The sequence below is a fragment of the Peribacillus sp. NPDC101480 genome (assembly GCF_050277335.1).
Lineage (GTDB): Bacteria > Bacillota > Bacilli > Bacillales > DSM-1321 > Peribacillus.
Genome location: NZ_JBNNSB010000004.1, coordinates 414,778 through 441,594, shown reverse-complemented (window position 1 = coordinate 441,594; position 26,817 = coordinate 414,778). Strand labels below are relative to the sequence as shown.

General features: G+C 43.2%; 25 protein-coding genes. 2 read left to right on the top strand and 23 right to left on the bottom strand.

The genetic code is table 11. The annotated features are described in order from the left end of the window. Positions 1 to 109: 109 nt before the first annotated feature. The 5 genes from recG to ACQKMF_RS16445 form a co-directional block, all read right to left on the bottom strand. Positions 110 to 2,161: an ATP-dependent DNA helicase RecG gene (recG, locus tag ACQKMF_RS16465; protein WP_427574077.1), complete on the bottom strand. Its 2,052-nt coding sequence runs from the start codon at positions 2,159 to 2,161 to the stop codon at positions 110 to 112. Beyond that, positions 2,158 to 3,042: an L-serine ammonia-lyase, iron-sulfur-dependent, subunit alpha gene (sdaAA, locus tag ACQKMF_RS16460; protein ID WP_101224621.1), complete on the bottom strand. Its 885-nt coding sequence runs from the start codon at positions 3,040 to 3,042 to the stop codon at positions 2,158 to 2,160. Before sdaAA ends, recG begins: the two co-directional genes overlap by 4 nt. A gap of 37 nt (positions 3,043 to 3,079) precedes the next feature. Beyond that, the gene (gene sdaAB / locus ACQKMF_RS16455; protein WP_101224620.1) at positions 3,080 to 3,742 is read right to left on the bottom strand and encodes an L-serine ammonia-lyase, iron-sulfur-dependent subunit beta; all 663 of its coding nucleotides are present in this window, start codon (positions 3,740 to 3,742) and stop codon (positions 3,080 to 3,082) included. 207 nt (positions 3,743 to 3,949) lie between these two features. Further along, positions 3,950 to 5,620, bottom strand: a complete 1,671-nt coding sequence (locus ACQKMF_RS16450) for a DAK2 domain-containing protein (RefSeq protein ID WP_230177530.1) — start codon at positions 5,618 to 5,620, stop codon at positions 3,950 to 3,952. Between the two features lie 18 nt (positions 5,621 to 5,638). Further along, complete coding sequence (locus tag ACQKMF_RS16445; protein WP_034313762.1) at positions 5,639 to 6,001, bottom strand: Asp23/Gls24 family envelope stress response protein; 363 nt, start codon at positions 5,999 to 6,001, stop codon at positions 5,639 to 5,641. Positions 6,002 to 6,253: 252 nt separating this feature from the next. Between ACQKMF_RS16445 and rpmB the strand changes: the two genes are divergently transcribed. Further along, on the top strand, positions 6,254 to 6,442 hold the full coding sequence (gene rpmB / locus ACQKMF_RS16440) for a 50S ribosomal protein L28 (RefSeq protein WP_034313767.1): 189 nt from the start codon (positions 6,254 to 6,256) through the stop codon (positions 6,440 to 6,442). Between the two features lie 187 nt (positions 6,443 to 6,629). Here the strand turns inward: rpmB and spoVM are convergent, their stop codons facing one another. From spoVM to ACQKMF_RS16350, 18 genes are all read right to left on the bottom strand, one after another. Further along, positions 6,630 to 6,710: a stage V sporulation protein SpoVM gene (gene spoVM, locus ACQKMF_RS16435; RefSeq protein ID WP_034313769.1), complete on the bottom strand. Its 81-nt coding sequence runs from the start codon at positions 6,708 to 6,710 to the stop codon at positions 6,630 to 6,632. Positions 6,711 to 6,832: 122 nt separating this feature from the next. After that, the gene (locus ACQKMF_RS16430; protein ID WP_427574075.1) at positions 6,833 to 7,486 is read right to left on the bottom strand and encodes a thiamine diphosphokinase; all 654 of its coding nucleotides are present in this window, start codon (positions 7,484 to 7,486) and stop codon (positions 6,833 to 6,835) included. A 102-nt stretch (positions 7,487 to 7,588) separates the two neighbouring features. After that, a complete protein-coding gene (rpe, locus tag ACQKMF_RS16425) occupies positions 7,589 to 8,236 on the bottom strand; it encodes a ribulose-phosphate 3-epimerase (protein ID WP_427574073.1) in 648 nt (215 codons plus the stop codon). A 1-nt stretch (position 8,237) separates the two neighbouring features. Continuing rightward, on the bottom strand, positions 8,238 to 9,119 hold the full coding sequence (rsgA, locus tag ACQKMF_RS16420) for a ribosome small subunit-dependent GTPase A (protein WP_427574071.1): 882 nt from the start codon (positions 9,117 to 9,119) through the stop codon (positions 8,238 to 8,240). A gap of 23 nt (positions 9,120 to 9,142) precedes the next feature. Then, positions 9,143 to 11,176 carry a Stk1 family PASTA domain-containing Ser/Thr kinase gene (gene pknB, locus ACQKMF_RS16415; protein WP_427574069.1) on the bottom strand — a complete coding sequence of 678 codons (2,034 nt, stop codon included), beginning with the start codon at positions 11,174 to 11,176 and terminating at the stop codon, positions 9,143 to 9,145. 5 nt (positions 11,177 to 11,181) lie between these two features. Next, positions 11,182 to 11,931, bottom strand: coding sequence for a Stp1/IreP family PP2C-type Ser/Thr phosphatase (locus tag ACQKMF_RS16410; RefSeq protein ID WP_402941771.1), 750 nt, complete (start codon positions 11,929 to 11,931; stop codon positions 11,182 to 11,184). A 4-nt stretch (positions 11,932 to 11,935) separates the two neighbouring features. Further along, positions 11,936 to 13,030, bottom strand: a complete 1,095-nt coding sequence (rlmN, locus tag ACQKMF_RS16405) for a 23S rRNA (adenine(2503)-C(2))-methyltransferase RlmN (protein WP_101224613.1) — start codon at positions 13,028 to 13,030, stop codon at positions 11,936 to 11,938. Then, positions 13,030 to 14,382 (bottom strand): 16S rRNA (cytosine(967)-C(5))-methyltransferase RsmB, encoded by a 1,353-nt coding sequence (gene rsmB / locus ACQKMF_RS16400; RefSeq protein WP_427574067.1) that lies wholly within the window; start codon positions 14,380 to 14,382, stop codon positions 13,030 to 13,032. The genes rlmN and rsmB overlap by 1 nt, the downstream gene beginning before the upstream one ends. Then, the gene (gene fmt / locus ACQKMF_RS16395) at positions 14,369 to 15,328 is read right to left on the bottom strand and encodes a methionyl-tRNA formyltransferase (protein ID WP_427574065.1); all 960 of its coding nucleotides are present in this window, start codon (positions 15,326 to 15,328) and stop codon (positions 14,369 to 14,371) included. Before fmt ends, rsmB begins: the two co-directional genes overlap by 14 nt. Continuing rightward, the gene (gene def, locus ACQKMF_RS16390) at positions 15,325 to 15,810 is read right to left on the bottom strand and encodes a peptide deformylase (RefSeq protein ID WP_101224610.1); all 486 of its coding nucleotides are present in this window, start codon (positions 15,808 to 15,810) and stop codon (positions 15,325 to 15,327) included. Before def ends, fmt begins: the two co-directional genes overlap by 4 nt. Before the next feature lie 95 nt (positions 15,811 to 15,905). Beyond that, a complete protein-coding gene (gene priA, locus ACQKMF_RS16385) occupies positions 15,906 to 18,317 on the bottom strand; it encodes a primosomal protein N' (RefSeq protein WP_427574063.1) in 2,412 nt (803 codons plus the stop codon). Positions 18,318 to 18,323: 6 nt separating this feature from the next. After that, the gene (gene coaBC, locus ACQKMF_RS16380) at positions 18,324 to 19,532 is read right to left on the bottom strand and encodes a bifunctional phosphopantothenoylcysteine decarboxylase/phosphopantothenate--cysteine ligase CoaBC (RefSeq protein ID WP_427574061.1); all 1,209 of its coding nucleotides are present in this window, start codon (positions 19,530 to 19,532) and stop codon (positions 18,324 to 18,326) included. A 260-nt stretch (positions 19,533 to 19,792) separates the two neighbouring features. Next, positions 19,793 to 19,999, bottom strand: a complete 207-nt coding sequence (gene rpoZ, locus ACQKMF_RS16375; RefSeq protein WP_101224607.1) for a DNA-directed RNA polymerase subunit omega — start codon at positions 19,997 to 19,999, stop codon at positions 19,793 to 19,795. A 3-nt stretch (positions 20,000 to 20,002) separates the two neighbouring features. Beyond that, complete coding sequence (gene gmk / locus ACQKMF_RS16370; protein WP_034313809.1) at positions 20,003 to 20,617, bottom strand: guanylate kinase; 615 nt, start codon at positions 20,615 to 20,617, stop codon at positions 20,003 to 20,005. Between the two features lie 10 nt (positions 20,618 to 20,627). After that, positions 20,628 to 20,891, bottom strand: coding sequence for an extracellular matrix/biofilm regulator RemA (gene remA / locus ACQKMF_RS16365; RefSeq protein ID WP_034313813.1), 264 nt, complete (start codon positions 20,889 to 20,891; stop codon positions 20,628 to 20,630). Between the two features lie 53 nt (positions 20,892 to 20,944). Then, on the bottom strand, positions 20,945 to 21,820 hold the full coding sequence (locus ACQKMF_RS16360) for a YicC/YloC family endoribonuclease (protein ID WP_101224606.1): 876 nt from the start codon (positions 21,818 to 21,820) through the stop codon (positions 20,945 to 20,947). 155 nt (positions 21,821 to 21,975) lie between these two features. Beyond that, on the bottom strand, positions 21,976 to 24,654 hold the full coding sequence (locus ACQKMF_RS16355) for a calcium-translocating P-type ATPase, SERCA-type (protein WP_427574178.1): 2,679 nt from the start codon (positions 24,652 to 24,654) through the stop codon (positions 21,976 to 21,978). Then, positions 24,654 to 24,782: a hypothetical protein gene (locus ACQKMF_RS16350; RefSeq protein WP_260357047.1), complete on the bottom strand. Its 129-nt coding sequence runs from the start codon at positions 24,780 to 24,782 to the stop codon at positions 24,654 to 24,656. The genes ACQKMF_RS16355 and ACQKMF_RS16350 overlap by 1 nt, the downstream gene beginning before the upstream one ends. Positions 24,783 to 25,075: 293 nt before the next feature. On the opposite strand from ACQKMF_RS16350, the gene ACQKMF_RS16345 reads away from it, so the two are divergent. Then, positions 25,076 to 26,797 carry an Rqc2 family fibronectin-binding protein gene (locus tag ACQKMF_RS16345; RefSeq protein ID WP_402941761.1) on the top strand — a complete coding sequence of 574 codons (1,722 nt, stop codon included), beginning with the start codon at positions 25,076 to 25,078 and terminating at the stop codon, positions 26,795 to 26,797. The last annotated feature ends 20 nt before the right edge of the window (positions 26,798 to 26,817 follow it).

The following is a 26,817-nucleotide window of genomic DNA, read 5'->3' as shown; positions in this document are numbered from 1 at the left end:
CCATCCGTAGTATTATGACTAGGTACTAATAGTAGTATATATATTTTAAAAACAGATTGCAAGATATTGAGTAAAATCTCACAATCTGCTATTGGGTTTTTGATTCAGTTCAGTCCAGCTTTTCTCCCGTGAATACTCCCGTTCCCGCTAAATAGTTCCGCAGCGGTGCATACTCAGGGGAATGCCAAAAGCTTTGGGAGGCAATCAATTTTGCAGCATCTTCCCTTGCCACTTCCAAAGTCCTGTAATCATGGACCATGTCGGCTACCTTGAACTCGGGAAGGCCGCTTTGTTTTTTACCGAAGAAGTCCCCGGGGCCGCGTAGTTCCAAATCTTTTTCGGAAAGGGCGAATCCATCGTTTGTCTCGGTCATGATTTTCATCCGTTCTTTGCCGACTTCCGTTTTCGGATCAGCCAGCAGGATGCAAAAGGACTGATCGCTTCCCCGTCCAACCCTTCCGCGCAACTGATGCAACTGTGAAAGCCCAAAGCGCTCCGCATCATAAATGACCATTACCGTTGCATTTGGAACATTCACCCCAACCTCGACAACCGTCGTGGAAACAAGGATTTGAGCTTCATTGGCACTAAACTGCTGCATCACTTCGTCTTTTTCATCCGCGGGCAGCCGGCCATGCATAAGTCCAACTTTGTACCTGTTCGCAAAGTATTGAGTCAGCATTGCATGAACATCGAGAACATTCTGTAAAGAATCGAGTTTCTCCGACTCCTCAATCAATGGACAGATAACGTAAGCCTGTCTCCCTTTCTTTAGTTCCTTTTCGACGAATGTTAAGATCCGATCAAGCATTTGGTGTTTTGCCCAATAGGTTTCTATTGCTTTACGCCCGGCAGGCATTTCATCGATCGTCGAGACGTCCATTTCCCCAAACACTGTAATTGCAAGCGTTCGCGGAATCGGGGTAGCCGTCATGAAAAGTACATCTGGATTTGTACCCTTTTCACGAAGGATCCGGCGCTGCTCCACACCGAAACGATGTTGTTCATCCGTTATGACAAGTCCGAGATTCCGAAAATTCACTTCATCCTGTATCAATGCATGTGTTCCTATCAAAAGATCTAGCTCCCCGGATTCCAGCATTTGCAATAGTTCCTTGCGCTTTTTGCCTTTTACCGAACTTGTCAACAATGCGACCTTCACTCCACTTGGTTCCAACATCGCCTTTAGCGATTGAGTATGCTGCTCAGCCAAGATTTCCGTCGGGACCATTAATGCACCTTGGAAACCTGCTGTAATCGTCGCCTTCAGGCATATCGCGGCAACCACCGTTTTTCCAGACCCGACATCCCCTTGAAGCAGGCGATTCATCCTGTAGGGGGATTTCATGTCATTCATTATTTCCTCGACGACCCTATTCTGAGCGTTCGTCAAAGGAAAAGGGAGAGTTCCAACAAAGGCTTCCAGCTGCTCCATGTCAAACTCCTGGCCAATTCCTTTTGACTGCTCCCGCTGCACTTTACGAAGTGCCTGCATTTTAAGTTGAAACAATAAAAATTCTTCATACACAAAACGGCGGCGAGCCTTTTTCACCTCATTGGCCGATTGAGGGAAATGCATGGTACGAAGAGCGTCGTTACGCGACATCAGCTTGTATGCGGACAATAATTGCGGAGGCAGATTTTCTTCTATCATTGCCCCATATTCAGAAAATGCATTGGAGATAAAACGGCGGAGCCCTTTGACAGTAATGCTGCCCTTCACAGAGTATACCGGTTCGAACTCTTTCTCCCGGCTACGATCGCCAACGTGGCATTCCGAGCCTGTAATGGTTTGGCGATGACGATCCCACTTTCCTGTTACCGTTACGGTTTCGCCTATCGCAAGCTTCGGCTTCAGATATGGCTGGTTAAAAAAAATCACATTTATTAAATATCTCCCAGTTAACACTTTAATCGTAAGCCTGGATTTTTTCTTTCCGAAGTACCCTAATGTAGGCACCGTATGAACTTTGCCTTCTATGGTAACCCGCTCATCATGCTCGACCGTTTCTAAATCCCTCAATCGGTAATCTTCATAGCGATATGGGAGGTGTTCAAGGAGATCCGCGACGGTATGGATCTCCATTTCCCCCAAAGTTGCCGCCGTTTCGGCCCCAATGCCCTTTACTGCTGTTATGGGTTCCTGTAAAGCGGGACTCACTTCTTATTCAGCGGCAAGCCAAAGATTTTGGCTTCCAACTCCCGTCCAGTCGGTGTAGCCGCTAAACCTCCTTGTGCAGTTTCCCTAAGAGCCGATGGCATCGTTTGCCCGATTTTGTACATCGCATCAATCACTTCATCACACGGTATGCGGCTTGTGATCCCCGCTAGCGCCATATCTGCGGCAACCATAGCATTGGCTGCCCCCATGGCATTACGCTTCACACAAGGCACCTCCACAAGCCCAGCAACAGGGTCACACACAAGGCCAAGCATGTTCTTTAATGTGATTGCCATCGCTTCTGCACTTTGTGCAGGTGTCCCTCCTGCCATTTCAACGATGGCTGCCGCCGCCATGCCCGAAGCAGAACCGACTTCAGCCTGACAGCCTCCTGCGGCTCCTGAGATAGAAGCATTATTCGCTACAACAAAACCAAACGCCCCTGCTGTAAATAGAAACTCAATTTTCTGTTCCCGATTCGGCTTTAACTTATTTTGCAAAGCAAAAAGGGTCCCAGGCACAACACCGGCAGATCCGGCAGTAGGTGTCGCACAAATCGTTCCCATGGCTGCGTTCACTTCGTTTGTTGCCACCGCTTTGCTTACCGCATCCAGCAGCAGTTCACCGGATAAGGAATTTCCTGATTTAATGTATGTCTGAAGAAGGACTGCATCCCCTCCCGTCAGGCCGGAAACGGACCGGACACCTTGAAGTCCTTTTTCAACTGCCTGTTCCATTACATCCAGGTTGACTCCCATCTGGCGGATGATTTCTTCACGGCTTTTTCCCGTTACTTCCATTTCCTGTTCTATCATCAGCGTTGAAATTTTTTTTTGCTTTGATTCAGCTAATTCTACTAATTCCGCTACATTACGAAACATGATTTCTTCTCCTTCCTAAGTGGAAACGATTGCCCTATTAATCCACAATCCTCGCTACTTGAGTGATGTCGGGGAGTGCTGTAATTTCAGCGATGACGTGATCCTCCAAGTTTTGGTCCACTTCAATCGTCATCAAGGCCATCTTCCCTTTTTCTTTTCGGGAGACTTCCATCTGGCCAATATTGATTTGATGCTTGGCTAAAATGTTTGAAACATTTGCGATGGCACCGAACCGATCATCATGAACGACGAGTATGGCAGGGTTGTGCCCGGAGAGCCTCAATTTAAACCCGTTCAGTTCGACGATTTCGATTTTTCCCCCGCCTATCGATATTCCGACAAGTTCCAGTTCACCATCATCATCACCAACCGTTATTTTTGCTGTATTGGGATGCTCCGGTACGGCTTCTTCTTCCCGAAAAGTAATTTTCATCTTTTTTTTACGGGCTATTTCCAGCGATTCTTTGATTCTCTCATCAAATGTATCAAAATCAAGTAAGCCTCCTACAATAGCTACATCCGTTCCATGGCCTTTATAGGTTTTGGCAAATGATCCGTAAAAAGAAATGTGGGCCCATTTTGGTTCCCGGTCGAATAAATTCCTGGCAACCCTGCCAATCCTTGCAGCTCCTGCTGTATGGGAACTAGAGGGGCCGATCATAACAGGACCAATTATATCGAATACACTTCTAAATTTCATGACTTGCTCCTCCTTCTATACACTGGGAGTCAGTTTAATAATAAAGCGTGATACATTGTAATTACAATTAAGCTGTCCGTAATCCTTCTTTTCATAAAAAATAAAACTGCATAGCCTAATGACATATGCAGTTTATTGCCTTTTATTTTTTTCAGGACCCTCAAACATTGTGACGATTAAGTCTCCCTCATTTTCATTGATCTCTACTTATTCAATTGAAAAAATGAAAGAATATAAAGGTTGTTTCCCATTATGCACTTCAACTTCAACGTCTTCGAAATTCTCATTACAAAACGCAACAAGACTTTCGACATTTTCAGCAGTGGCATCTTCTCCATATAAAATGGTAAGGATTTCTGAATCTTCGTCAATCATATCGGAAAGAAGATCTTTTGCCGCTTGGGTCATGTCTTTATCCTTCACTTTGATGGTGCCTTCAGCAATTCCCATGAAGTCCCCGGTCTCGATTGCAAGACCATCAATGTTGGTATCTCGGACAGCATAAGTAATCTGGCCCGTTTTCACATGCGAAAGGGCTTCGATCATCGCTTTTTTATTCTCTTCAGCATCAAGTGAAGGGTTGAAAGCCAGCAATGCAGCCATTCCCTGTGGTACTGTTTTCGTTGGGATGACAGTCACATGATCCCCAAGTACATCTGCAGCCTGATTGGCCGCCATGATGATATTTTTATTGTTAGGCAAGATGATCACATGATCTGCATATGCCTCTTCGACAGCTTTAACGATATCCTCCGTGCTAGGATTCATCGTTTGTCCGCCTTCGATGACGGACTTAGCGCCGATGCTTTTGAATAATTCGCTGATGCCAGCACCCATCGCCACTGACACTACAGCGTACTTCTCTTTGGTCGACGGTTTAGTTTGAAGCGGTGTTTTCGTCTCACCTACAATCGCAGTATGCTGTTCACGCATATTATCGATTTTCATTTTTATTAAGCTACCATATTGCTGTCCATAATTCAGGCACGTGCCAGGCTGTTCAGAGTGAATATGTACCTTGACGACTTCATCATCTGATATGACTAATAAAGAATCTCCGTATTCACTTAAATCATTTCTAAATTTTTCTTCATCAAATGATTTATTGACAAGTTTTTCATTTTCCAATCGGACCATGAATTCCGTGCAGTAGCCATACACGATATCTTCCGTGTTCATATGCCCTTGAACATTCATGTGATGTTCGGCATTGATCATGTCATCCATGCTTGGGCCATTTGCAGGTCGGACTGGAAGTGCCTCACCTTTCAGCTCAGCAAGGAAACCTTCATAAACGAATACCAACCCTTGCCCGCCGCTATCAACGACTCCCACTTCTTTTAAGACTGGAAGAAGATCCGGTGTACGTTTTAATGAAGCATTGGCCTCCGTAACGATTTCTTCCATCACCTGAATAAGGTCTATATGCTTTGCTGCTGATGAAACCGCTTGCTTGGCTGCATCTTTTGCAACCGTTAAAATGGTTCCTTCAACAGGTTTCATAACGGCTTTATAAGCTGTCTGAACCCCCGCTTCAAAAGCTTGGGCAAATTCTTCACTATTTATTTCCGATTTATGTTCAATCGCTTTAGCAAAACCGCGGAACAGTTGCGAAAGGATAACTCCCGAATTGCCGCGTGCTCCCATTAGCAGTCCTCTTGAAAGTGAGGCACCCACTTTCCCGATGTGTTCCTGGACGTTATTTTGCACTTCCTTCGCACCCGAAGTCATCGATAAATTCATATTCGTTCCTGTATCCCCATCTGGAACAGGGAAAACATTCAACGCATCAACCATTTGGGCATTAGCCGCTAAATGGTTGGCACCTTGAATGATCATTTCTGCAAAGCGCTTTCCGTTCAAACTTGTAATTGACACAAAACTTTCCTCCTATACTTAAGGGTTCGTCACACGAACTCCCTGTACAAAAATGTTGACGGAATCAACAGCTAATCCTACAGTTTTGTCCAGGGTGTACTTTACCTTTGATTGCACATTATGTGCAACTTCCGAGATTTTCGTTCCATAACTTACGATAATATACATATCGATATGAACTTCTTCCTCTTCTTGTCGGACAATTACACCTTTAGTAAAGTTTTCTTTTCTTAAAATTTCGGCAATGCCGTCTTTAAATTGTTTTTTGGAAGACATTCCTATAATTCCGTAGCAATCCACGGCTGCGCCGCCTGCTACAGTAGCGATAACCTCATTAGAGATATCAATTTGTCCATACTTCGTTTGTAATTCGATAGACATTTTCTTTTCCCTCCCAAAAATCAAATCAACTAAAGACATTTTACTATAATGTCTATGGTTTTAAAAGTAAATGTCTTACGGTACTATATATAATTCAATTTTGAAGTATGTATGTCAAGGTTTTTTTCTTGAAAGTAATTAACTGAAGTATTGCATTCTAACGGTAGGTATGATAAATTATTAAAGTATTTTACAAAGACTTAAGACGACTGCGAAAAACTTAAGCTTGTTGTAGTTAGGAGGGAATTTGACATGGCACGTAAATGTGTAATCACTGGAAGAAGAACTCGTTCTGGTAACAGCCGCTCTCACGCAATGAACGCTAGCAAGCGTACATGGGGCGCTAACCTTCAAAAAGTACGTATTTTAGTTGACGGTAAACCTAAACGTGTATACGTTTCTGCAAGAGCTCTTAAATCGGGCAAAGTAGAACGCGTATAATGTTACGGCATCCTCTTAGGATGCCTTTTTACTTGTAATGGCCAGTATTTAATGGGGATGGTTTCAATTCGTTGATCAGGTCTTTCCTGCATCAAGGAGGGGGCCTTCACCCATTAATGGATGGCCGCCCCTTTTTACCGAAAAAATAACACCTCCCTTAATTTGAGAGGTGTCATGGAGATAAGTATCAGCCTTTTTTAAACGCTCCGAGCATAGCCCTTACCAAACTGCCCAGAACTTTTGGCAATTTAATCGTATAAAATTTCATCATGCCCCTCCTCTTTGCATCCCACAATTAAAGATGAAGTGGAATTTTTCTATTACAACATAAGCTTTTAAGCGGATATAGGATGATCGTAATTATATCCGAATCTGCTCTAAGCATGAATTTTAATCACTGCTTCTTATCACCATTAATATGCCTTTCTCAAATGAAACATTCCCAGATTCGGAAATTAGTTCATTGCTGATGCAAAGCGTCGAACCTATTTCCAAGCTTGCATCATCCAGCGGGTATTTGAAACCCGAAAGTGTAATGCCGGTGACTTCAGCCGTTACGGGGAGCAATGACAAGTATTTCTTATCTTTTAAAGCAGTGACCTCATATGAACCTGCTGTCTTTACCGTGAATATATTTTGCCGATCGACTATGTATATATCCATATCGCCATGATGAGGGAGGACACTTTCTTTTTGGAGCAGCTGGATATTCCCAAGAAAATGGTCCATTCTTCCCCCTGTTGCGCCCAGAATGTGAATTTCACTTGGCTTTTGCCCTATTGCCCATTTAAATGCGATCTCTAAATCCGTTTCATCCTTTTCCGAAGAATATAGATTGATTTGTTCCAGCCTTTGCTCAATTTTCCTGTATTCACCTTCCGAAACTGAATCAAAATCCCCAAAACCGAATCTAGGTTCGATACCTTTTTCAAGCAAAGACCATACTCCCCTGTCAACCCCGACCCAAAGGTCAGTCTTCTCCTTATACCATGTCAGATCCGGCCAAAAACATTCCGGACCTCCAGCCATAATACTAATAATCATCGAAATCATCCTTTTCTTTACATATTCATATCAAAGATCCCTATGTTTGATTGATAAAAAAAGCCGATCACCATCATACGAATATGATAGTGTCGGCTTATATCACTTTCCCCGAATCTTTTGAATCGCTGCTTTTCGATCTTCTTGATTATATATTGCCGAGCCAGCCACAAGGATTGTCGCCCCTTGTTCAATACATAATTTAGCCGTTTCTTCATTTACTCCACCATCAATCTCTATTTCCAGATTTTGATTATACATTTCCGCCATCGCCTTCACTTCGGCAATTTTGGGAAGAACGGATTTAATGAACTTTTGTCCGCCAAAACCAGGATTGACCGTCATCAACAATACCATGTCAATATCTTCGATTATAGGTTGGATCAATGAAGCTGGAGTGGCTGGATTAAGCACCACGCCTGCCTTTACACCAAAAGATTTAATCAATTGGATCGTCCGATGCAAGTGTGTGCATGCCTCTACATGAACAGTTATATAATCGGCTCCTGCTTTCGCAAAGGCTTCGATATAACGATCTGGTTGTTCGATCATTAAATGAACATCAAGCGGAAGCTTTGTTATGGGACGGATAGCATCGACAATTAGTGAGCCTATCGTTATATTCGGCACGAAATGCCCATCCATGACATCTACATGGATTAAATCCGCTCCGCCCCTTTCCACATCAAGAATTTCTTCTCCCAATTTTGCAAAGTCAGCTGATAAAATGGATGGTGCGATTTTAACCATTTTAATACCTCGGCTTTCTATCTCTGATTTCTTCTAGGAATTGCATATAATGTTCATATCGATAACGTGGAATTTCCCCGGCATCAACCGCTTCCTTCACTGCACACTTTGGTTCTTTATCGTGCAGGCAGGCCCTGAATTTACAGTCTTCCCCATGCTTATGCATTTCCGGGAAGCAATAGGATAACCTTTCAGCTTCCATTTCCATGAATTCAAGTGAACTGAACCCTGGAGTATCCGCGACAAGTCCAGAGCCGATATGAATCAATTCAACGTGGCGGGTGGTATGCTTCCCACGTCCCAAGTGTGAAGAAATATCATCCGTCTTTAAAGCCAATTCAGGATTGATTGCATTCAGCAAAGACGATTTCCCAACACCTGACTGCCCGGCAAATACACTGGTTTTTCCTTCTAAATACGGCACTAGTTCTTCAATTCCTCCAGCGGTAACAGAAGATGTTTCCAGGACAGTATAGCCAAGTTTCTGATAGTCTTTGATATACTGAGACAATTTCTTTTGGTTTTCAGCTGTAACCAAGTCCAGTTTCGTCACCACGATAATCGGTTCAATTTCGTTATCTTCAATCAGTACGAGGAATCGATCAAGCAATGCCGGACTGAAATCAGGTTCTACTGCCGAAAAGACAAGGATTGCCTGGTCTACATTCGAGATTTGCGGACGTATCAATTCATTCTTTCGCGGTTTTATTTCGGTCACGGTCCCGTCCGTTTTATTTTCCGCTTCAAAAACAACATAATCACCCACGAGCGGGGTTACCTTATTCTTCCTGAACAGGCCCCTTCCACGGCATTGATAGACCTCATCACCATCAAGGACATAATAAAATCCACTTAATGCTTTGATAATTTTTCCTTCGGGCATAACCACACTCCTAATTAATAAAATTATTCTGGATATGAGACGGATTCGTCAATGATGACCTGATTGTCCCGCATGACTTTATATCCTGCTTTCTTATCTGGGGTAACCATTAATTCGATCGTTCTCTTCGCATCTTGCAATATATAGAATGTTTCTTGTGGCTCCGTCATGCTATTGTCGATATCCTCGATGAAAATTTGTATTTTTTGTGATTTGCCTGGCTCAACAGGATCATACTCGATTTTGATTTCCTCCGTTACACTCTTGGGAGGAATCTCCTCTTTCCCTTTTGAAATGACCACTTTCACAGTACTGCCCTTTTCCACCTTCGTAGCAGGTTCCGGTGACTGGGAAATGACAAGCCCCTCCGCTACGGAATCATCATAGATTTCTTCTTCGACATCGATCTTTATACCACTTTCACTGGAATAATCATCCAGACCAGCTTTATTGAACCCAGTTAAGTTCTTCAAGCTCAGGAGATCTGCCCCTTTACTGACCGTTAGCTCAAGCTCCGTTTCGGATGGTACGACCTCAGTGGCACCCGAGGGCGTTTGTTCAATGATCGTGCCGGCTGCACTGTCATCATATTTTTCGGTCACGCTTATGTTTTTGAATCCCATTTTCTCAAGCAGGGATTTAACATCAGAGTAGTCTCGACCTTCATAGCTTGACAATGAAATCGTCTCTTTACCAATGCTTTGATAAATATCGATGACTGCACCTTCCTTGACCGTCTTACCTTCCTTAGGGTTGGTTTTGATCACAAGACCAGCTTCAACCTCTTCATCTTCAATCTCGATCGTATCTCCAACTTTCAAATCCAATTCAAGCAATTCAGTAATGGCATCATCCAATTCTTCCCCTTTAAGGTCTGGGATCGTCACTTCCTTCGAGACAAGGAGGGGGGGTACAACAAAGACAGATAAAACAGCAAGCAGGGCGAGAACTAAAAAGGTGGTCACCAGGATTGCAGGCATGTTTCTTCGTTTTTTACCTTTATGATCCGACTTGTTTTTTTGTTTTTTCTGTTTCTTTTGTTTCTTCTGTTTCTTTTTCGATTTACTCTCTGCTTCAGAATCAGTTTCCTCATCATCCACATAAACTAAAGTGTTTTTTTCAGGACCCCTTATAATTGTCTCATCGACGCTGGAAAGCTGATCGTCCGTTATGACGGGGATGGCTTTTGTTGCATCATGATCTTCGGGAATGGCAAAAGGCAGTTCATTTGAACGCTCAGGATTAAGCGACGTCCGTATATCATCTTCCATCGAGTCTACGCTTTCATAGCGGTAATATGAATCTTTGGCTGTCGCTTTCAAGATAATATTTTCCACACTCTGGGGTATTTCAGAGTTCCAGCGTTTTGGCGACGGAGTTTCCGATTGTAAATGTTTAAGAGCAATCGACACGGCTGATTCACCCGAAAATGGCAATCTTCCCGTCAACAATTCAAACATGACGATGCCAAGTGAATAAATGTCCGACTTCTTATTTGCCATACCGCCTCTGGCCTGTTCAGGAGATAAATAATGAACCGACCCCAAGACTGCGTTGGTCTGCGTTATGTTTGTTGCACTTAGTGCCAATGCTATGCCGAAGTCCGTAATCTTGACGGTTCCTTCTTTATCAATCAAAATGTTCTGTGGCTTGATATCACGATGAATGATCCCATTATGATGGGCATGGGAAATCGCTGCCGTAATTTGCCTCATGATATCCAAGGCCTCATCAACTGGAATTGGATAATATTTTTGTATGTATTGCTTAAGTGTAAATCCGTCAACGTATTCCATTACAATATAATAGATGGAATCTTCTTCACCAACATCATAAATGCTTACGATATTGGGATGGGCCAAACTGGTTGCCGATTGGGCTTCCCGATTGAAGCGCTTGATGAACTCTTCGTCATTATTAAAATCCATGCGAAGGATTTTCAATGCGACATCCCTATCTAAGATCATATCCCTTGCAAGGTAAACATTCGCCATACCGCCGCCGCCAACCATCTCGAGCAGCTTATAACGGCCGTTGATTCTTCTACCAATCAACATTCAATTCACCTGCTTTCACTTTCTTCAGTAAATTGAACAAGCACAAGTGTGATATTATCTTCCCCACCATAGTGATTGGCCTTATCTATTAATGAATTCGCCTTTTCTTCAAGTGACTGTCCATTGGTTACCGTTTCTTCCAGTTCCTGTTCACTCACTTTATTCGTCAATCCATCCGAGCAAAGCAACAGTAAATCATTTTCTTCGAAGATGACCGTCATAATGTCCATTTCCACTTGCATTTCTGTCCCCAAGGCTCGTAATAAAACATTTTTCCGTGGATGGTTTTCGGCATCTTCCTTCGAAATCTGACCGGAACGGACCAATTCGTTAACGAGTGAATGATCTTCCGTGACCTGCTTAAAACCGCTCTCATTATACAAATAACACCGGCTGTCCCCGATGTTGGCAATCGTAGCAAACTTGTCGGTGCAAATGGCTGCAACAATGGTGGTACCCATGCCCTTACATTCCGTATTCGCTTCTGCATGTTCAAAAAGCAACTGATTGACCGAGAAGATTTGCTGCTTCAGCCAATCCTCGGCCTCATTTGCCGTTTCGATTCCGGTTGATGCTTCCCAGCCCTTTTTCAGAAGGTCTATCGTCATTGCACTGGCTACATCCCCGGCGCGGTGGCCGCCCATGCCATCTGCAACGATGGCAAGGCGTACGCCTTCCGAGTTCTTAAAGATTCCGCCATTATCTTCATTATGCTGGCGGACTTTTCCACGGTCTGTCTTAAATATTGCCCTCATAGGGTCACCTCGTCTCTTCTTTGCGCTCCTTGGCCCGAAGCTGGCCGCAGGCTGCGTCAATATCACTGCCTTGTTCCCTTCGGATCGTTACATTAATGCCGCGCTTCTTCAATGTTTTTTCAAACTCAAAAATTTGGTCCCGAGGTGTTCGTACATAGTTGCGTTCAGGCACATAGTTAACCGGTATTAAGTTGACATGGCATTTTATCCCTTTTATTAAAGCTGCTAATTCTTCAGCGTGCTCCACTGTATCATTCTCGCCACCGAATAGACCATATTCAAAACTTACACGGCGACCTGTTTTTTCTGTATAGTACTTGATTGCTTCGATCAAGTCTGGAAGTTTGTAGGCCTTATTGATCGGCATCAATTTACTTCTCAATTCCGTATTCGGCGCATGAAGGGAAACAGCAAAGTTTATTTGCATGCTTTCTTCGGCAAACTTATAGATCTTAGGAATGATCCCACTTGTGGAAACGGTAATATGACGTGCCCCGATGTTTAAGCCCTTTTCATGGTTTATATTCTTCAAGAATGACATCATATTATCGTAGTTATCAAACGGTTCACCTATACCCATGATTACGACAGAACTAACACGTTCTTCCGATTCGTCAAGTGCTTGCTGAACTTTTACGACTTGGGCAACTATTTCCCCTGATTCAAGATTCCGCTTTAAACCGCCTAATGTCGACGCACAGAATGTACAGCCAATTCTACATCCTACCTGCGTTGTCACGCAAATGGAGTTTCCGTATTCATGGCGCATCAGCACCGTTTCTATCGAATAACCATCTTGGAGTTCAAATAAAAACTTCATCGTTCCGTCATTGGACGTTTGCTGAATCAAGGTTTTCAAAGTTGTGAAGGTGAATTGCGCTTCCAGCTTATCCCGTAATGATTTCGAAAGGTTGGACATATCTTCAAAACTGGAGACACGTTTTTTATAAAGCCAGTCATATACTTGATCGGCCCGGAATGCCTTTTCTCCATTTTGAACAAGCCAATCTTTAATTTGGTGTAGCTCCAATGAGTAAATCGATGGTTTTTCTGGTGTCGTATCTTTTCTTACTCTAGATGATTTAGTGATTTCTGCCATTACAGCACCTTCTTTCTAAAACTCGCAATAAAGAATCCGTCACTGCTAAAATATTGCGGAAAAACTTGCAGCGTATGACCCTCGATGAATGGCTGAACGCTTTCAGGCATTCTTGCGGACAAGGTTGCATCGCTTTCAAAATCCGGGTGGCTTTCCAAAAATGCTGCAGCGACTTTGTCATTTTCTTCTTTATCCACCGTACAGGTACTATATACTAACCGTCCGCCTTGCTTTACAAGCGGGGCAGCCGATTCCAATAATTGTTTTTGTATACTTGAGAGTTTCATTATATCATCTTTTGTTTTAGTGTACTTTACATCAGGCTTCCGGCGCATGACTCCCAACCCGGAACATGGTGCATCGATCAGGACCCTGTCAAAACCTTCCTTATTGAAGTGTTCTTGCACTTTTCTGCTATCAAGGGCCATTGTCTTAATATTGTTTCTGAGCTTTAGGCGCTCCGCCTGCTCTTTAATGAGCTTGACCTTATGCTCATGAAGGTCAAGAGCATATACTTGTCCAGTGGTCAAGCCTTCTGCGATATGGGTCGTTTTCCCTCCAGGTGCGGCACAGCAATCGAGTACAGCATCATTTTCATTCGCACCCAATGCATGGGCAACAAGCATTGAACTCTCGTCCTGAATCGATAAATAACCCAATTTATAGCTTTCCGAATGAGCAAGATTCCCTTTATAGCTGACAATTGCTTCGGGAATGACTTCACTTACTTCAACATCATATCCTTCTTCCGTTAATATGCTGATCAGTTCACGGCGTGAAATCTTTTTTAAATTAACCCGACCCGTCTGTAATGGTGCAGTTAAATTGATTTCACACATTTCCTTGGTTTTTTCATAGCCAAATTGCTCTACCCAACGCTTTACAAGCCAAATTGGATGACTTACTTCTATGGAAAGCCGTTCCAGATCATCTTTAATTTCATCTAAAGAAGGAACACCATTCCTTTGGATGTTTCGGAGGACGCCATTGACCATCGAAGATGTACCCTTGTGTCCGCGTTTTTTGGAAATTTCGACAGCCTCGAAAATGATTGCATGATCAGGCACTTTATCTAAATAGACCATTTGATAAACGGAAAGCCTAAGTAAATTGATGACCCAGCTTTGCGTTTTTTTAGGCTGTTTAATATATGGGCTCAAATAATAATCCAAAGTCATCTTACGCTGTATGGTACCGTAACTTATTTCTGTAAGCAAACCGCTGTCCACGACGGATAACTGGTGCTTTTTAATCAAGTTGTTCAATAATAGGTTACTGTAGGATTGGTTTTTCTCTACAGATTCCAAAATATCGAGAGCGATTTCACGTACTCCCTTTTTAGTTTGCTTCATTCTGTTCTCCTAACTTCATGCCTGCTTTAATGAACGATCCGGCTCCGCGCAAGTAATCTTTCGCCGGCATTTTTTTCTTTCCTGAAGGCTGCAGTTCTGTAACCAGTATTGCCGTCTCATTGCCTGTCGAAACGATGAAACCATCATTTTGTACATCAATGACCGTGCCCGGCGCAGCCTGATTGCCATCTTCCAGTTTCTTTACCTGCCAAATCTTCAAAATGGACCCTTCTAAAGTTGTATAAGCAACAGGCCAAGGATTCAGGCCGCGTACATGGTTATAGATGTCTTCTCCTGATTTCGACCAGTCGATTCTTTCCTCTGACCGCTTGATGTTAGGTGCAAAAGACGCTCTAGCCTCATCCTGCTTGATCGGCTGTAACTCCTCATTAATAAGTTTCGGAAGTGTCTCTGCAAGTAAATCCGACCCTATCTTGCTTAATTTATCATGCAGCGTTCCGACATTATCTTGTTCTTCGATAGCAACTTCCGCCTGAGTCAATATATCACCGGCATCCAATTTTTCCGCCATATACATGATGGTTATCCCAGTCTTTTCTTTCCCCTGTAAAATGGAATAATGAATGGGCGCCCCACCACGCAGTTCTGGAAGCAGGGAGGCATGTACATTAATACATCCGTACTTAGGGGCATCCAGCAATTCATTCGGAAGGATTTGTCCGAAAGCCGCCGTCACCACCAAGTCAGCATTCAAGGAGATAATCTTTTCCAGTTCTTCTTTTTCACGGATTTTTTCGGGTTGATAAACGGGAATCCCATGCTTTTCGGCTTCGACCTTAACTGGAGGCGGCGTCAGCACTTTTTTGCGGCCTACTGGACGATCGGGCTGTGTGACAACAGCGATCACATCATACCCTTCATCAATGATTCTTTTCAATACCGGCACTGAAAAGTCCGGTGTACCCATAAATATTATTTTCGTCATTCTTCTCCATACCTTTCTAACTCTTCTTCCGAAATATACCGGGAAACCTTACTTGTAAATAAAACTCCTTGCAGATGGTCGATTTCGTGCTGAAGGGCCCTTGCAAGGAAATCTTCCGCTTCTATCTCGAAAAAAGATCCTTTTCGGTCTTGTGCCCGGACTTTGACACGGTATGGACGCGTTACTTCGCCATATAAACTCGGGAAGCTCAAGCATCCTTCAACACCTGTCTGTTCGCCTTCCATTTCCAGCACTTCCGGATTAATCAGTTCGATTGCACCTGATCCTTCCTCTATTTCAACGACGGCCACTTGCTTTTTCACGCCAACCTGAGGTGCTGCAAGTCCAACGCCATCCGCCTCCACCATCGTTTCATACATGTTATTTAACAGCTTTGCCAACTTTTTATCAAAACTTGTTACTTTATCGCATTTTTGTTGTAAAATTTTTTCAGGAAACAAGACAATCGGTAAAATAGCCAAAATTAATGGTAACCTCCTAGATATGAAAAACAGCACTTCATTATATAAAAACGCAAGCTGTGACAGCTCGCGGTAATCATCCATCTCTTAAACAATTACATCATGATCTGTGGATTTAAATCTATTGAAATCTGCAGCTGATTCTGAGCGGTTTCTTTTTGGTAATGCTCCAAAAGTGTGCGTAAATGCTGATTCAGGTCCGGCTCTCGTTTGTATTTTATCAGACATTGGTAGCGATATCTATTGTTGATTCGACTAATGGGGGAAGCAACCGGACCTAGTACGATAGAATCCCGATTCAATCGTGAGCCTAAATAATTCGTGATCTTCTCAGTGACACTCACTGTCTTCATTAAATCTTCATGTGAAACGGTAATAAGGACAACATAATAATACGGAGGGTAATGACTTTGCCTCCTTAGATGCATCTCCCGTTCATAAAAAGCATCATAATCCTGAAAGGCAGAAAGCTCGATGCTGTAGTGCTCAGGTGTATAGGTTTGGATGACCACTTCTCCCGGAAGCTGATGACGTCCTGCCCTTCCGCTGACCTGTGTCAGCAGCTGGAATGTCTTTTCCGAAGAACGGAAATCAGGCAGATGCAGCATCGTATCAGCTGAAAGGACTCCAACAAGGGTGATATTAGGAAAATCAAGGCCCTTGGCAATCATTTGGGTGCCTAACAATATATCGGCCTTCCCTTCACCAAAGGCATTCAGTAACCGCTCATGTGAACCCTTCTTACTCGTCGTGTCAACATCCATCCGTATGACCCGTGCTTCAGGGAGAATTTTCGCAAGCTCTTCTTCAACCTTTTGAGTGCCTGTACCGAAGAACCTTATATGTTCACTTTCACATTCAGGGCATGCGGAAGGCATTCCCTCTTCAAAACCGCAATAATGGCATTTCATTATATCATTAAAGCGATGATATGTGAGTGAAATGTCACAATTAGGGCAGTTGATGACCAATCCGCAGCTTCGGCACATCACAAAGGAAGAATGTCCCCTTTTATTTAACATCAGAACTGTTTGCTCCCCCTTCTCAAGCCGGTCTTTCAGCTTGGTAAAGAGCAGCTCCGAAAACATGGAACGATTTCCGGTTCTTAGTTCTTCTCGCATATCTACAATATCCACTGCTGGCAACGCACTTTTATTCATCCTCTGGCTAAGTGTCAATAATTTATAGACATTTTTCTTGGCTCGCGCAAAAGATTCAAGTGTAGGTGTCGCGCTGCCAAGAATAACCGGACACCTATATGATTTTGCTCTTTCAATGGCTACGTCCCTGGCGTGGTACCTTGGCGTTTCTTCTTGCTTATAGCTGGATTCATGCTCTTCATCAATGATGACCAGCCCCAGGTTTTCAAAAGGAGCAAACACGGCGGAGCGCGCGCCCACCACCACTTTTACTTCTTTACGGTGAATTTTCCGCCATTCATCATATTTTTCACCTACGGATAAACCGCTATGCATGACAGCTACCTGCTCCCCAAACCTTTCCTTAAACCTCTTCACCGTCTGTGGAGTTAAGGAGATTTCAGGTACAAGCATGATGGCTTCCTTCCCTTTTTCAATGACAGATGCAATAGCCTGTAGATACACTTCCGTCTTCCCGCTTCCGGTTACACCATATAAAAGGAAAACATCATGTTCATCATGATATATTTTCTCTTGGATAGGCTTCAACGCAGTTGTTTGTTCAGCTGTAAGTGTAAAGGGAGTGGATTTTTCGAAAACACGGTTTTCATAAGGATCACGGTATATTTCTTGATCCATTTCCGCCAAGGCCCCTTTTGACACTAGGGATTTGACGGTACCGCTTGATGTGTTCATCAATTCAAGCAATTCTTTTAACGGAATGGGTTCTTGATGTTCAATAAAGTATTGAAGGAGTTCCTGTTGTTTTTTTGCATTGCTTGACATGGCTGATGCCATTTCTTTCAGTTCCTCAGGGGAAAGTAAAGATTTTATGACACGGACTGTCTTCTTATTAAGTCGGTTTTTCACATTATATACGAGCTCAAGATTGCCATTTTGCATTTCCTTTTGGAAAAGTGAAGCGTTCTCCCCTTCAATCACGTCTTTCCAAGATATTGAATCATTTTTCCCGAAAAGGTTTTGAATGAATGGAGGCAGCTGATCCTTTTTATCTTCAACGACTTTGATCACTTTTTCATACTTTGCTTTCATCGCTGCCGGAAGCATGGCCTGCAGCGCTGAAATTTTAAAACACATCGCCTCTTTGGTCAACCAGTCACCCAGCTGAAGCAATTCATCATTAAGGATGGGCTCCAAATCCATTGGTTCTTTTATATTGCGTAATTTCGCAAAGTCGCTTTTAGCTTTTAAGCCTGTGACGAATCCCTGAACCATTCTTGGACCGAACGGGACGATGACCCGCATTCCGGGTTTGATGACTTGGCTCCACTTTTCAGGTATGCGATAGTCGAATTCTCGATCCGTTTGTTTAGCAGGTACATCCACGATGACGGATGCTATATCCATATGACATCATTCCTTTTGCATGCGAGATACTTCTGCCAGGATGCTTTTAGCTATATCCGCTTTACTCATTTTTGGAAGTTCGGTCGCACTTCCATCTTTATTGTAAATAGTCACGATGTTCGTATCCGTTCCAAATCCTGCCCCTGGGGCGGTAACATTATTGGCAACGATCATATCTGCATTCTTTTTGGCTAATTTCCCTCTTGCGTATTCTTCAACATTGTTCGTTTCAGCCGCAAAGCCTACCAAGAACTGATGAGTTTTATTTTCACCGAGTTCCATGAGGATATCCTTTGTCCGTTCAAATTCCATCACATTTTCCCCTGGCTGCTTTTTCATCTTTTGATCATGATAAATCTTCGGTTTATAGTCAGCCACTGCAGCGGTCATGATTACGACGTCACTGGAATCGAACTGATCGAATACCGCATCATACATATCTGCTGCTGATACCACTGGTATCACTTTGGCCTTGGAGGGCGGTGTCAAGTTCACTGGGCCAGTGATCAATGTCACCTCAGCGCCCATTTCAATTGCCTTTTCGGCTAGGGCATAGCCCATTTTGCCGCTGGAATGATTCGTTACGTAACGCACGGGATCGATTGCTTCGCGAGTCGGTCCTGCCGTTATCAAATATTTCTTTCCTTTAAGAGGCTGTTGGTGTGATTTACGTTCATCGATATATCGATTAAGATGTTCCACGATTGTTTCCGGTTCCTCCAATCGCCCTTTCCCTACATAGCCGCAGGCCAAATACCCTTCACCCGGTTCAATGAATTGATATCCAAACGAACGAAGTGTCTCCATATTTTTCTGAACCGCTGGGTGGGCGTACATGTGCACGTTCATTGCCGGCGCAACCCAGACAGGCGCTTCCGTTGCCAGAAGTGTGGTCGTAATCATATCATCCGCGATTCCATTGGCTACCTTTCCGATGACATTGGCTGTAGCTGGAGCCAACAGGATGATATCAGCCCAATCAGCCAAGTCGATGTGGGCAATGACTGATGAATCCTTCTCATCAAAAGTATCTGTATACACATCATTTCTTGAAAGTGCTTGAAAGGTGAGCGGCGTCACAAATTCACGTGCCGATTCACTCATGATCACTTTAACATGTGCACCTTCCTGAGTTAATTTACTTGTCAGGGCAGCAGCCTTATATACAGCAATCCCGCCGGTGACACAAAGAAGTACTTTTTTATCGATAAGCATGCAAATTTCCCCTAACTATACATTCTATTTTCTTCTAATTATGACGGAAAACCGAAGAAATTTCATTTGAAATGCGCAATAACATATGGATCTTCCTAAACATTCCATACCTCTGCCTGCTTCATCAATGACTTCCGGACTTTATTAAAACCAAAACAAACAGGCCTGACACCTTGGCCGCAGGAAGGAAGCACTTTCCAAATGTAACGCTCCTGTTTGCTTTAGGGTGTCAGGCCCGATAGGTCAAGCTATGTGTTCTTTTAGTTTTCCTCGTAAGAATTATCGTAAGTCAATTTACCGGAATGAATCTCTTCAAGGGCACGACCTACTGATTTATGGGAAACCGGTTTCGTTATGAGGCAATTATCTTTAATTTGCATTTCCCTGGCACGCTTAGCTGCCACTGATACAAGTGAGTATTTTGAATCGATTTTAAGTAATAGAGAATCAATTGATGGATATAACATAATTTATTCCGCCTCCAGCATTTTTTTATATAAAACAGCAACTCTTTCCCGACGGCAATGCTCGGCTATTACAATTGCATTAATTCTAGCACATGCGGCATCCACATGATCATTTTCAACAACATAATCATACAGATCCATAAGTTCTATTTCTTCCTTGGCCACTTTCATCCGTCCTTTTATCGCTTCCTCCGTCTCGGTTCCGCGAGTAACGATGCGGCTTTCGAGTTCGGTCAAACTCGGAGGAGCAAGGAAAATGAAAAGTCCTTCAGGGAATTTCTCCCGGACCTGTTTAGCTCCTTGAACTTCAATTTCCAGAAATACATCTTTTCCGGAATCGATTGTTTCACGGACATAATCCACGGGTGTTCCATAATAATTACCGACGAACTCAGCATATTCCAGCAATTTGCCTTCCTCGATCAGTGCTTCGAATTCCTCGCGTTTTTTGAAGAAATAATCCACTCCGTCCACTTCACCATGGCGAGGCAGCCGTGTGGTCATCGAAATCGAATATTCGAATGCCGTTCCTGGCTGAGAAAAAATCGCCTTTCTTACAGTTCCTTTACCAACACCGGATGGACCGGACAAAACGATTAATAAACCTTTTTCTCTCATATTGTTTCAGTTACCCCTCTTCTACGCTGTCATCTCTATCTTGAAGCCGTGCGGCAACCGTTTCCGGTTGAACGGCAGATAAGATAACATGGTCGCTGTCTGTAATTATAACGGCCCTAGTCCTTCTACCATATGTAGCATCTATTAAGGATCCGCGGTCTCGGGCATCTTGGATGATCCTTTTGATCGGAGCCGATTCAGGGCTCACGATGGATACGATCCGGTTTGCGGAAACGATATTCCCAAAACCAATATTAATGAGCTTAATTGACATTTTTGTCCCCCATTCATACCTATTGTCACCTTGTTAGGTTCATCATAAACCGACTACTCGATATTTTGAACCTGTTCTTTTAATTTTTCAAGCAGACTTTTCATTTCCACCACTTCTTTGGTAATGGCCGAATCATTTGCCTTTGATCCAATCGTATTGACTTCCCTATTCATTTCCTGGACAAGGAAGTCGAGTTTCCTTCCAATTGGTTCACTATGGGTAAGCGTCCTTGAAAATTGCTGTACATGGCTATCGAGTCTGGTCAGTTCTTCATTTATATCACATTTATCTGCAAAAATGGCCGCTTCTGTCACAATGCGGCTATCTTCGATCAATCCTTCAGTCAACTCTGCCAGTTTGATTTCCAAGCGGGCTTTATATTTTTCGACGACTGAAGGTGCATGCATTTTGACCCCTGCTACAATCTCACCAAACTTTTCAAGCTGGCGTTTCATGTCCAAAGCCAGTTCCTGACCTTCCAGATTCCGCATTGTTTTCAGATTTTCCAATGCCCCCGTGACAGCCTTCAATAACAGGGATTCCAAATCGGCAGGAACCGCAGGTACTTCCTCCGTTATGAAAATCGATTCAAGTTGCAGCATATCCTGTAATGTAATGGAACTTTCCAGATTGTATTTTCCCTTGACTTCTTCCATCAACCCCACATACTGATCAGCAAGATCCCAATCGATCTTCACCTTTTTGGAAACCAGGCTCTCACCTTCAACTGTAATGAAGATTTCCACCCGTCCCCTTCTTATGTATTGGTTCGCCTTCTTCTTCACCTTTTCTTCCAAAACCAAAAGCTGGCGCGGCATTCGAATCGTATATTCACAAAAACGATGGTTCACGGTCTTAATTTCAGCAAAAACCTTGACCTGTTCGTTTTCCGCTTCTTCTCTTCCATAGCCCGTCATACTGGTAACCATGGTTCCACATCCTATCAAACATAATGTAGTAATTTAGCCTTTAATATTCATTATATATTAGCTACAGCACGAAAACTTTAGCTCACAAATAAAATACTACAAAAATAAAAAGGCAATAGAGCAAGACTCTACCACCTTAAAGATTATATCATATATCATTGTGCTTTTCTTGCTAAAAAGGTTCCAGCCAGTAAAAAAGTTGGAATGGATGCCATTCCTATTACTAATAGCCAATCCCTTCCCGAAATCGGTACCGTATGAAAGATTGTTTGTAAAGGCTGCACATACATGACGGCTACCATCAATAATAGGGAGGATAATACCGCCCCCACTAGATAAAGGTTACCGAATGGATTTCTCGAGAAGATCGAACGTTCACTTCGGCAATCGAATACATGTATAAGCTGAGCCAATACCAAGGTAGCGAACGCAATCGTTTGTGCATATGCAAGGTTTTCGGGATTTGCACGATATACAACATAAAATGCGATCAATGTAGAAACCCCGATCAGAAAACCGCGTGAAATGATCTTCCAGCCAAGCCCTCTTCCAAAAACACCTTCATTGGCATTTCTTGGATTTCTTTTCATTACATCTTCTTCGGCGGCATCCAGACCCAACGCCATTGCGGGCAGTCCGTCAGTCACAAGGTTCACGAATAAGATCTGGATTGGTATCAAAGGTAAAGGCAATGCACATAGCATCGCAAAAAACATGACCAAGATCTCCCCCACATTGGAAGCAAGCAGATAACGGATGAACTTCCTGATGTTTTCATAAATATTCCTGCCTTCTTTGATGGCCGATTTAATTGTGGCAAAATTATCATCAACCAATATCAAGGAAGAAGCTTCCTTCGCGACATCAGTACCCGTGATGCCCATGGATATACCAATATCCGCTGATTTTATTGCAGGGGCATCATTGACTCCATCCCCTGTCATTGCAACGACATGTCCTTTATTTTGCAAGGCTTTTACGATTTTCAACTTATGTTCCGGGGAAACGCGGGCAAATACCGAAACACTTTCAACAACTTCCTCAAGTTCCCCGACATCCATGTCCGCCAATTGCCGTCCTTCAAGTACACGGTCTTTTCCTTTTAAAATACCAAGTTCTTTAGCTATTGCCTTTGCGGTTATTACATGGTCGCCAGTAATCATGACAGTTTTGATCCCGGCATCCCTGCATTCCTTAACAGCCTGCTTCACCTCCGGACGCGGGGGATCGATCATGCCCTGCAGCCCCATGAAGGTCAAATTGCGCTCAGCTTCCGTTTCATGAAGCAAAATCGTTCCTTTCGGAAGGGATTTATATCCAACGGCAATCATTCGAAGTGCCTGTGAGGCAAGCTCATTCATATCCTGCTGTACCCTTTCCTTACTCTCCCGATTTAATATTTCCGACCTGCCTTCCCAAAGAATCGTATCGGACTGGGCGATCAATACGTCAGGGGCCCCTTTTGCAATTACAAAATGATTATCCTTATCATCCTTCACTATGACACTCATCATTTTGCGGCTCGAGTCAAATGGAAACTCCTTCACTATCGTAAACCCCTTAGACAGGTGTTCCCTTGTCAACCCTGCTTTCATTGCCGCGACCAACATCGCCCCTTCTGTCGGATCACCGTCTAAAATATATTGTTTACCATTCTCCTTTAACTCAGCTTTGTTACAGAGCATGCCGAATGTAATTATTTGCAGCAATGCATTATGGTTTCTCGGGGCAACTGAAACTCCCTCTAAAGAAAACTCTCCGACAGGTTTATAACCAGTACCGCTGACATCCCAAGTTTTCCCTCCACTCCAAACCTTCGTCACCGTCATTTTGTTTTGGGTAAGTGTTCCTGTCTTATCTGAGCAAATCACCGTTGCGCAGCCTAGCGTTTCTACAGCAGGAAGCTTGCGGACAATCGCTTTTTGTTTAATCATACGCTGAACGCCTAAAGACAAGGCTACGGTCACAATGGCTGGCAAGCCTTCGGGAATCGCTGCAACAGCCAATGATACCCCGGCCAAAAACATCGTATAGAGGTCATGCCCTTGAATGACACCAGTCAGGACTACAATTACAGTTAATATTAAAGCCGTGACGATCAAAATTTTGCCTAACTGCTCCAACCTCCGCTGAAGCGGTGTTTCTTTTGTTTCTGCAGTCTGCAGGAGATCCGCAATCTTGCCCATCGCCGTATTCATACCTGTAGCGGTTACGATTCCGACTCCATTTCCTCTTGTCACCATCGTTCCCATAAAAGCCATATTTTCCTGATCACCGATACCTTCGACTTCATTCATCAATGGATCGGAACATTTAACGGCCGGGAGTGACTCTCCGGTAAGTGCAGACTCTTCTATTTCAAGGCTTGAATGGTCGACGATCCGTAAATCGGCACCAATTCGGTCTCCGCTCGAAAACTTCAGGATATCCCCCACAACGACTTCCTTCGATGGGATCTTCAGCCACTGTCCACCTCGAAGCACGTTAACTTGCGGCGCTGCCATTTCCTTTAGGGCATCCAAGGATTTTTCTGCCTTCCGTTCTTGAAAAAAACCAAGTAATCCATTCAAAAAAACAATCGCCATGATGGCAATCGCATCGATATATTCACCCAATATCCCGGAGACCAATGTCGCGGCAAGTAAAACGATGACCATGAAATCTTTGAATTGGGCGAAGAATAAAAGAATGGCAGACTGTTTTTCCCCTTCCTTCAATTCGTTAAAGCCATGCTTTCGCAGCCTGTCCTTTACTTCATCATCGTCCAAACCGTGTGTAACGTTTGTTTGAAGCGCTTTCTCCATTTCTTGATTATTCATTTCCTTGAACTCCATCAAGTATCACACATCCCTTTGAATAGAATGAAATAGGCTCCTGTATACATCTCAACAGGCGCTTTTTGCTTTACCCATCCAACACCTGCCTGCTTACCGATACATAAAACAACCTGCTCTTCTTCCATGATTATTCAGACTCGTCCAAAATAATGCTATAATTAAACAGAATTGCGGAAAGAAGAACGGTGCGGATAATTTAAAGAATGAACGAAAGCTAATCATGATGGATGGTCTAATTTAGGATTTATCTCAGGAACCTATAAAAATAGCATCCATTCAATATTCCCGAACGGCAGCTACAGCTTTCCACCCAGTTCGCTTAAATTTGTGATTAGCTAAAATGGGCAGTCCAATGCACTGATAACGCTTAGCAAAATGAGTATCTTAGAAAATCTTATGTAAAGGAAGTAAAAATAGAATGTCATTTGATGGATTATTTACGAAAGCGATGACGGAAGAAATCGCTTCTATATTAAAAGGCGGCCGAATCAATAAGGTACATCAGCCTTATAAAAATGAAGTAATACTGGTTGTTCGTGCTGGAGGTAAGAACCATAAGCTCTTATTGTCAGCCCACCCAAGTTATTCGAGGGTGCAAATGACCGAAGAAAGCTATGAAAACCCCAAGGAAGCACCCATGTTCTGCATGCTTCTTAGGAAGCACCTCGAAGGCTACACGATAGAAAATATTTATCAATATGAACTTGATAGAATGATCATTTTTGAAGTGAAGGGCCGCAATGAGCTTGGTGATGTCTCCCAAAAGCAGTTAATCATCGAAATCATGGGACGTCACAGCAACATTGTTTTAGTTGATAAAGAACGGAATATGATTTTGGACAGCATTAAGCATGTTTCACATGCAGTTAACAGTTATCGGGCGATACTGCCTGGCCAAGAATATAAGGCTCCACCAGCACAAGAAAAGAATAATCCCTTCGATGCTACGGAGGACGATATCAGGAAGAATATCGACTTCAATGCAGGAAAGCTGGATCGACAGCTTGTTGCCCATTTTTCCGGAGTTTCACCATTAGTTGCAAAGGAAGCCGTCTACCGGGCTGGGCTTGCCAACAGCACGAGCCTTCCTTCAGCATTTTTAAGTATTATCCAGGAAATCTCGGAGGGAAAATATGCCGCCACGATCAAACAAGATGGAAATAAAGAAGTTTTTTATATGCTTTCACTAGAGCATCTGAATGGCAATCAACGTACGTTTCCTTCATTGAGCGAGATGCTCGACCGCTATTATTTCGGAAAGGCAGAAAGAGATCGGGTTAAGCAAAAGAGCCAGGATGTAGAACGTTTCATTACGAATGAAATCGAAAAGAACACAAAAAAAATCGGGAAGCTCGAACGTACATTAAAAGATACGGAACGCGGGGAACAGTATCAGTTGTTCGGTGAGCTGCTTACAGCTAATTTATATCAAATGAAAAAAGGCATGAAGGAAATAGAAGTCGTCAATTATTATGATGAAGATCAAAATATGGTCACCATCCCGCTTGACCCTTTAAAAAATCCATCAGATAATGCACAAAAGTACTTCTCCAGATACCAAAAGTCCAAAAATGCAGTCGGAGTAGTGCAAGAACAAATCGAAAAAACAAAATTGGAATTGGCCTATTTTGAAGCCTTGCACCAGCAGCTTCAATCAGCGTCACCCAGAGATATAGAGGAAATTCGAGAAGAACTTCAAGAAGAAGGATACATTCGGCAAAAAAAGAAAAAAGGCATGAAAAAGCCTGCAAATGCAAAACCGCAGCTTGAAACATATTATGCTACAGATGGAGATCTGATTTTTGTCGGGAAGAATAATAAACAAAATGATTACCTAACCAATAAGTTTGCACGCCGTGATGAAATATGGCTTCATACCAAAGATATACCTGGCTCACATGTTGTCATTCGAAATGAATCGCCAAGTGAAGAAACGATAAAAGAGGCAGCCGTATTAGCAGCTTTCTTCAGTAAAGCCAAGCAATCGAGTTCAGTGCCCGTTGACTTCACACAAGTTCGCCATGTTAAGAAACCGAATGGTTCCAAGCCCGGGTTCGTGATCTATGAACAGCAGCAGACCGTATATATTACACCTGATGCCGATACCGTCATACGCTTAAAGGAAGCGGTAAAGGAGTAAAAAAATAGAGTTGGCCCAAT